The following is a 7,294-nucleotide window of genomic DNA, read 5'->3' as shown; positions in this document are numbered from 1 at the left end:
CGGGCAGCCACGCGAGGGGGGGGTCGGCGCTGGGCCGGAGCACGGCCGCGGCGCCGGCGAGCCCGGTGAGCAGCAGGAGCAGCAGGGTCGAGACGAGGCGGGAGCGCGGCCGGACGGCCCCCGCGACGGCCGCGAGCAGCAGCGCGACGACCGCGACCGAGCCGATGAGGATCGGCTTGTCCGCGGTGCCGAAGGTGCCGACCGCCCACTCCTTGACCGGCGTCGGCGTCGCGTCGATCACCTGGCTGCCGACGGCGAGCACGGGGGAGGAGGGCGGCGAGACGAGGGCCGCGACGAGGTGGGCGGCGGCCGTGCCGAGGCCTGCCGCGAGGACTCCGCAGGCGGCGGGGAGTGCGGACCGAGAGCTCATGGACGGGATTCGGTGCCGCCGCCTGCAGCGGATGGTCCGGTCAGACTCCCTCGACGTCGAGGTCGGCGCGGTTGACCCCGGTGATGAGGGCATAGGTCGCGCCGGCGATCGCGCCCCGATGACCGGGGCGACCCAGAAGGCCCACAGCTGACCCGCGGCGCCGTCCTGGAAGAAGGCGACGGCCGTCGAGCGCGCGGGGTTGACCGAGGTGTTGCTGATCGGGATCGAGATGAGGTGGATGAGCGTCAGCCCGAGACCGATGGCGATCGGCGCGAAGCCCACGGGCGCGCGGTCGTCCGTGGCCCCGAGGATGATGTAGAGGAAGAAGGCGGTGAGCACGACCTCGGCGATGAGGACCGCGGCGAGGGTGTAGCCGCCGGGGGAGCGGTCGGCATAGCCGTTGGCCGCGAAGCCGGCGCCGGCGTCGAAGCCGTCCTTGCCGCTCGCGACGGCGTAGAGGACGCCACCGGCGACGAGGCCCGCGACGACCTGCGTGATGACGTAGGCCGGCACGTCCTTCCACTCGAAGCGCCGTCCGGTCGCCAGACCGATGGTCACCGCGGGGTTGAAGTGCCCCCCGGAGACGTGCCCGACGGCGTAGGCCATCGTCAGCACGGTCAGGCCAAAGGCGAGGGCGACGCCGACGAAGCCGATGCCCAGGCCGGAGTCCTTGCCGTCGACGACGTGCTGGGCGGCGAAGATCGCCGAGCCGCAGCCCCCGAGGACGAGCCAGAAGGTGCCGAGGAACTCGGCGCCGAGTCGGTGGACGAGTGAGTGCTGCATGACCAGTGCTCCTGACGTCGTGACGGCCCCCGTGGCCGTCACCGACGAGCCTAGGGAGCGCCGGTCACGTCCGCACGACGAGTCGGCTCAGCACGACGAAGGGGGAGGCGCACCGGTGTCAGGTGCGGCCTCCCCCCTTCGTGGGGACGGGCTCGGTCAGAGCGCGTCGATGATCGCGTTGAGCGTCGCGCTCGGGCGCATCGCGGCCGAGGCCTTGTCGGCGTCCGGCTTGTAGTAGCCACCGAGGTCGACCGGCGAGCCCTGCGCGCCGATGAGCTCCTCGTTGATCTTCGCCTCGTTGTCACCGAGATCGGCGGCGACCTGGGTGAAGCGCTCCTTGAGCTCGGCGTCGGTGTCCTGGGCCGCCAGCGCCTGCGCCCAGTAGAGGGCGAGGTAGAAGTGGCTGCCGCGGTTGTCGATCGAGCCGAGCTTGCGGGCCGGGCTCTTGTTCTCCTCGAGGAAGGTGCGATCGCCGTGTCGAGGGTGTCCGCGAGGACCTGCGCCTTCGGGTTGTCGAAGTGCGTGGCGAGGTGCTCGAGGGAGGCGCCCAGCGCGGAGAACTCACCGAGGGAGTCCCAGCGCAGGTAGTTCTCCTTGACGAACTGCTGCACGTGCTTGGGCGCCGAGCCGCCGGCGCCGGTCTCGAAGAGACCGCCGCCCGCGAGCAGCGGGACGATCGAGAGCATCTTGGCGCTCGTGCCCAGCTCGAGGATCGGGAAGAGGTCGGTGAGGTAGTCACGCAGGACGTTGCCGGTGACCGAGATGGCGTCCTTGCCGGCGCGGATCTGCTCGAGGCAGAAGGTCACGGCCTCGACGGGCGCGAGGATCTTGATCTCGAGGCCCTCGGTGTCGTGCTGCGGCAGGTACTCCTTGACCTTGGCGATGACCTGCGCGTCGTGGGCGCGGGCCTCGTCGAGGAAGAAGACGGCCGGGGCACCGGTCGCGCGGGCGCGGGTGACGGCGAGCTTGACCCAGTCCTGGACGGGGATGTCCTTGACCCGGCTCATCCGCCAGATGTCGCCCTGCTCGACGGTGTGCTCGAGGACGACCTCGCCGGCCGAGGTGGTCACGGTGACGGTGCCGGCCGTGGGGATCTCGAAGGTCGTCGGGTGCGAGCCGTACTCCTCCGCCTTCTGCGCCATGAGGCCGACGTTGGGCACGGTGCCGATCGTCGCCGGGTCGAGGGCGCCGTTGCGCTTGTGCTCCTCGAAGACGGCGGCGTACATCGGGCCGTAGGAGCGGTCGGGGATCATCGCGAGGGTCTCCTGCTGGCCACCCTCGGCGTTCCACATCTGACCGGAGTCGCGGATGACGACCGGCATCGAGGCGTCGATGATGACGTCGCTCGGGACGTGGAGGTTGGTGATGCCCTTGTCGGAGTCGACCATCGCCAGAGCGGGGCGCTGCTGCGCGAGGGCGTCGATGTCGGCGCGGATCGCGTCGCGGGTCTCGGCCGGCAGCGTGTCGAGCTGGGTGTAGAGCGAGGCCAGGCCGTAGCGCAGGTCGACGTCGGCCTCGCGGAAGGACTCGGCGTGCTTCTCGACGAGCTCGCCGAGCCAGGCGGCGACGCCGTGGCCGAAGAGGATCGGGTCGGAGACCTTCATCATCGTCGCCTTGAGGTGCAGCGACAGGAGCAGCCCCTCGGCGCGGGCCGCCTCGATCTGCGCGTCGTAGAAGGCGCGCAGCGCCGTGGCCGACATGAAGGTCGCGTCGACGATCTCCCCCTTCGTCACCGGGACGGAGTCCTTGAGGACGGTCTCGGTGCCGTCCTGCGCCGTCAGCGTGATCTTCAGGGTGTCGTCGGCGGGGGAGACGATGGACTTCTCGTTGCCGTAGAAGTCGCCCTCGCTCATCGAGGCGACGCGGGCCTTGTTGTCGGCGGTCCACGGGCCGAGCTTGTGCGGGTGCTTCTTCGTGAAGTTCTTGACCGCGAGCGGGGCGCGGCGGTCGGAGTTGCCCTCACGCAGGACGGGGTTGACGGCGGAGCCGAGGACGTTGGCGTAGGCCGCGGCGACCTGCTGCTCCTCGTCGGTGCTCGGGTTGTCCGGGTAGTCCGGCAGGTCGTAGCCCTGACCCTGCAGCTCGGCGATGGCCGCCTTGAGCTGCGGCACGGAGGCCGAGATGTTGGGCAGCTTGATGATGTTGGCCTCGGGCGTCGTGGCGAGCTGGCCGAGACCGGCGAGGTTGTCGGCGACGCGCTGCTCGTCGGTCAGCCGGTCGGGGAACTGGGCGAGGATGCGGCCGGCGAGCGAGATGTCGCTCGTCTCCAGCTCCACACCGGTGCCCGAGGTGAAGCCCTGGACGATCGGGAGCAGCGAGTAGGTGGCGAGTGCCGGCGCCTCGTCGATCTTGGTCCAGACGATCTTCGCGGTCATGTGTGTCCCTCCGTGGGGTGTGGGGTGGGTCTCCCCAGATCCTCCCACGGGCGCGGCCGGTCCCGGTCTTCGGTCCGACGAAGGGGGGGTCACCTCCCTTCGTCGTCGTGGACCGGCGGGATCCGGGGTGGGCCGAAGCGGACGAGGCGCAGCTGCTCGATCGTCTCCTCGAGCAGGACCCGGTTGGTCCGCTGGAGGTCGGCGATGATCAGCAGGGCGAAGGAGAAGAGGGCGCCGACGAGCAGTGCCGTGCCGAAGATCAGGGACTGGATGTGGCCGGCCGAGTCGCCCATCGCCGCCAGGACGAGGAAGCGGACGAAGGGGATGAGCCCCAGGACCATGAGCACGGCGCCGACCAGGCCGAAGAAGGCGTGCGGCTTGAACATGATGAAGGAGCGGATGATCGCCGACGCCGACTTGGCCATGTGCTGCCAGATGCTCGAGAAGAGGCGGGACTCGCGGGTCTTGGCATTGGTCACGACGGGGATCGACTCGATCGCCAGGCGCTTGTGGCCGGCCTGGATGATCGTCTCCATGCAGTAGCTGAACTCGGTGACGATGTTCAGCCGCATGAGCGAGGCGGCGGAGTAGGCACGGAAGCCACTCGCGGCGTCGGGCAGATCGGTGCTCGCGGCCCGGTTGACCACGGCCGAGCCGAAGGCCTGCATCCGGCGCTTGAAGGGGGAGAAGTGGGCGATCGTCGCCGTCTGCCGGTCGGCGACGACGATGTCGGCCCGTCCCGCGAGGATCGGCGCGACGAGGTCGCCGATCCGCTCCTGCGGGTACTGGTTGTCGCCGTCGGTGTTGACGAGGATGTCGGCGTCGTGGCGCAGCGCGAAGTCGGCACCGTCGCGGAAGGAGCGGGCCAGGCCCAGTGGGCGGCTGTGCCGGATGACGTGGGTGACGCCGAGCTCGCGGGCGATCTCCGACGTGCGATCGCTGGACCCGTCGTCGATGACCAGCGTCTCGATGACGTCGACACCGGGGATCTGCGTCGGGATCGTGGCGAGGACGAGCGGGAGGGTCGTCTCCTCGTCGAGGCAGGGGATCTGCACGATCACCTTCATGGTCTGAGCCTCCGACGCCGTCGCTGCTGGTGGTCGCAGCATCTCAAATCCGAAGGGGGTCCGGCGGCACCGGGTCGACGCGTGCGAGCGCTCCGACGCACGATCTGCGGCACGTGACCGCGGCCACGAAAAGGATTTTGGTCAAGGTATGGCAAGAATGGTAAGCGAACGGTAATGTCCCTTTTCGAGATCGTGGCCGGGGAGGTCCACGATCCCGGGGCGGAACCACCGCCCCTCGACACTTCGCTGGGGAGGCGAGTCAGTGCACGTGGAGACCTTCATGTTGCTGGGGTGGGCATCGATACCGGTCGTGGCCTACGGGGTGAGCGCAGCGGCCCTGCGCCACTCGCGGCGGCACGCCGCGCAGCAGCCGCGCACCACCGATCCGTCCGCCCGGCTCGAGGAGCTGAGGCGGCGACCCGTCGAAGGGAGTGTGTCCCGGGGACGGATGGCCGAGGCGATCCGACTGGCCGATGGTCCGGTCGCCGCGTCCCTGACCCACCCGCGGGGTTGAGGTGGCCGGCCTGGCGCGTCTGACCACGGACGTCGGCGCTGGTCGGGCGGCCCTGCGGCCGCTGCAGATCCTCCTCGCGGTCAGCGACCTGCTCGTCATCATGTGGGCGACCTTCGGGGCCCAGGTGGTGCGTTTCGGTGTCGATGGTCGCCCGGACGTCGCGGCGAGCGCCGACAGCTTCTCGATCAGCTACACGTGGTTCAGCCTCGCGCTCGTCGCGCTCTGGTGGCTGGCGCTGCGCTTCCACGGTGCCTACGAGGTGCACATCCTCGGGCACGGGGCGGCCGAGTACCGCCTCGTCACGACGGCCTCGCTGCAGGTCTTCGCCCTCGTCGCGATGCTCGCCTTCGCCCTCCAGGTCCAGGTGGCGCGCGGCTACATCCTGCTCGCCCTGCCGGCAGGGATCATCGGGCTCTGGGTGTCCCGCAGGGTCTGGCGCACCTGGCTGGGGCACCGCCGGGTCCAGGGCGACCTCAGTCACGACGTCCTCGTCGTCGGTGACGTCGCGACGGTGCGTCATCTCGTCGACAGCTTCGCCAGCGTGCCCGAGGCCGGCTACCGCGTCATCGGCGTGTGCACCGGGTCGAGCGCTGACGAGGTCGCCGAGGTCCCGGTGCTCGGCACCGAGCGCGAGGGAGCGCGCGTCGCCATCGAGCTCGGGGTCGACGTCGTCGCCTGCGCCGATGCGCACGCCCTGGGCACCGGTGGCCTGCGGCGCCTCGGCTGGGCGCTCGAGGGCAGTGGCATCGAGCTCGTCGTCTCGCCGGGGCTCACCGAGATCGCCGGTCCGCGCGTGCTCACCCGCCCGGTCGCCGGTCTGCCGCTGCTGCACGTCGAGGCGCCGACCTTCTCCGGCCCGCGGCTGGTGCTCAAGTCGACGATCGACTGGATCGGTGCCCTGCTGCTGATGCTCCTCTTCTCGCCCCTGCTGCTCGTCGTCGCGGTCCTGGTCAAGCTGTCCGACGGCGGCCCGGTCTTCTTCCGGCAGGAGCGGGTCGGCCTGCACGGCGAGACCTTCCGGATGACGAAGTTCCGCTCGATGACGGTCGACGCCGAGCAGCGCCTCGAGGACGTGCGGCAGCGCACCGCCGCCGAGATCGACCGCGGAGTGCTCTTCAAGCGCCAGGACGACCCCCGGATCACGTCGATCGGCCGCTTCATCCGCCGCTACTCCATCGACGAGCTGCCGCAGCTCTTCGACGTGCTCGCCGGCAAGATGAGCCTCGTCGGCCCCCGCCCGCCGCTGCCCTCGGAGGTCGCCCGCTACGAGGGCGACGTCGGTCGCCGCCTGCTCGTCAAGCCGGGCATGACCGGCCTGTGGCAGATCAACGGCCGCAGCGACCTCACGTGGGAGGAGTCGGTGCGCTTCGACCTCTACTACGTGGAGAACTGGTCGGTGGCGCAGGACCTCATCATCCTGTGGCGCACCCTCCACGCGGTGCTCTCCAAGGACGGGGCCTACTGATGACGACGGACGTTCGACGCCGCTGGAGCGCGCCACTGCGGGCGCGCAACTACCGTGCGGCGTGGTCCACGCTGCTGACCAGCCGGACACCGGCCGACTCCCTTCGCCGCTACGTCACCGGCAGCGGTGACTATCCGTGGCGGGTCGGTCTGCGCACGCCCACCGGACCCGTGGAGCTGCTCGTGCCCCACCCGCACGACGTCCGGACCGTCAATGAGGTCTTCCACCGCCATGACTACGGGCACGGGAGCCCAGAGGTCGTCGTCGACGTCGGGGGCAACATCGGGGTGAGCGCCGCCTGGTTCCTCAGCCGGTCGCCGTCGACCCGGGTCCACGTGTGGGAGCCGGTGCCGCACAACCTCGAGACCCTGCGGGCAAATGTCGCGCCCTTCGGGGACCGGTGCGTGGTCCACGAGGCCGCACTCGCACCTACTGCCGGGGCGGCAACCTTCCTGATCGACCCGGTCGGCCGCTACAGCGGCTTGGCCGAGTACCAGCCGGGCTCCGACGGCAAGGTCGCCGTCGAGGTCGTCTGCGAGGGAGTGGCCGAGGCCTTGCGCGGGGTCCTCGAGTCGGAAGGGCGCATCGACCTCGTCAAGGTCGACACCGAGGGCAGCGAGGAGGCCATCGTCGCCGCGATCCCCGCCGACGTGCGCGCCCGCATCGGCGAGATCGCCTACGAGTACCCCGGAGGGGTCCGGCGCATCCGCCCGTGAGGCG

3 protein-coding genes and 3 pseudogenes are annotated in these 7,294 nt (G+C 70.5%); 2 read left to right on the top strand and 4 right to left on the bottom strand.

Going from position 1 to position 7,294, the window contains the following annotated elements; all coding sequences use genetic code 11:
- The 4 genes and pseudogenes from AC2W7J_RS01685 to AC2W7J_RS01670 all read right to left on the bottom strand — a co-directional run.
- Positions 1-370: pseudogene (locus AC2W7J_RS01685) on the bottom strand (molybdopterin-dependent oxidoreductase); the annotation flags it as partial.
- A gap of 40 nt (positions 371-410) precedes the next feature.
- A pseudogene (gene aqpZ / locus AC2W7J_RS01680) lies at positions 411-1,153 on the bottom strand (aquaporin Z).
- 156 nt (positions 1,154-1,309) lie between these two features.
- Positions 1,310-3,528, bottom strand: a pseudogene (locus AC2W7J_RS01675) (NADP-dependent isocitrate dehydrogenase).
- A gap of 89 nt (positions 3,529-3,617) precedes the next feature.
- Positions 3,618-4,595, bottom strand: coding sequence for a glycosyltransferase (locus tag AC2W7J_RS01670; protein ID WP_255184115.1), 978 nt, complete (start codon positions 4,593-4,595; stop codon positions 3,618-3,620).
- A gap of 515 nt (positions 4,596-5,110) precedes the next feature.
- Between AC2W7J_RS01670 and AC2W7J_RS01665 the strand changes: the two genes are divergently transcribed.
- On the top strand, positions 5,111-6,574 hold the full coding sequence (locus AC2W7J_RS01665; RefSeq protein ID WP_485981178.1) for a sugar transferase: 1,464 nt from the start codon (positions 5,111-5,113) through the stop codon (positions 6,572-6,574).
- Positions 6,574-7,290 (top strand): FkbM family methyltransferase, encoded by a 717-nt coding sequence (locus AC2W7J_RS01660; protein ID WP_485981176.1) that lies wholly within the window; start codon positions 6,574-6,576, stop codon positions 7,288-7,290. Before AC2W7J_RS01665 ends, AC2W7J_RS01660 begins: the two co-directional genes overlap by 1 nt.
- Positions 7,291-7,294: the final 4 nt, after the last annotated feature.

The organism is Janibacter sp. CFPM2_SD2 (assembly GCF_057364645.1).
The sequence above is the reverse complement of the archived record's forward strand: the minus strand, read 5'-3'. Positions and strand labels throughout refer to the sequence as shown.

What these genes read in the sequence shown, in the direction of transcription:
- AC2W7J_RS01670 (WP_255184115.1), bottom strand. Translation starts at nt 4,595, where the DNA reads ATGAAGGTGATCGTGCAGATCCCCTGCCTCGACGAGGAGACGACCCTC.
- AC2W7J_RS01660 (WP_485981176.1), top strand. Translation starts at nt 6,574, where the DNA reads ATGACGACGGACGTTCGACGCCGCTGGAGCGCGCCACTGCGGGCGCGC.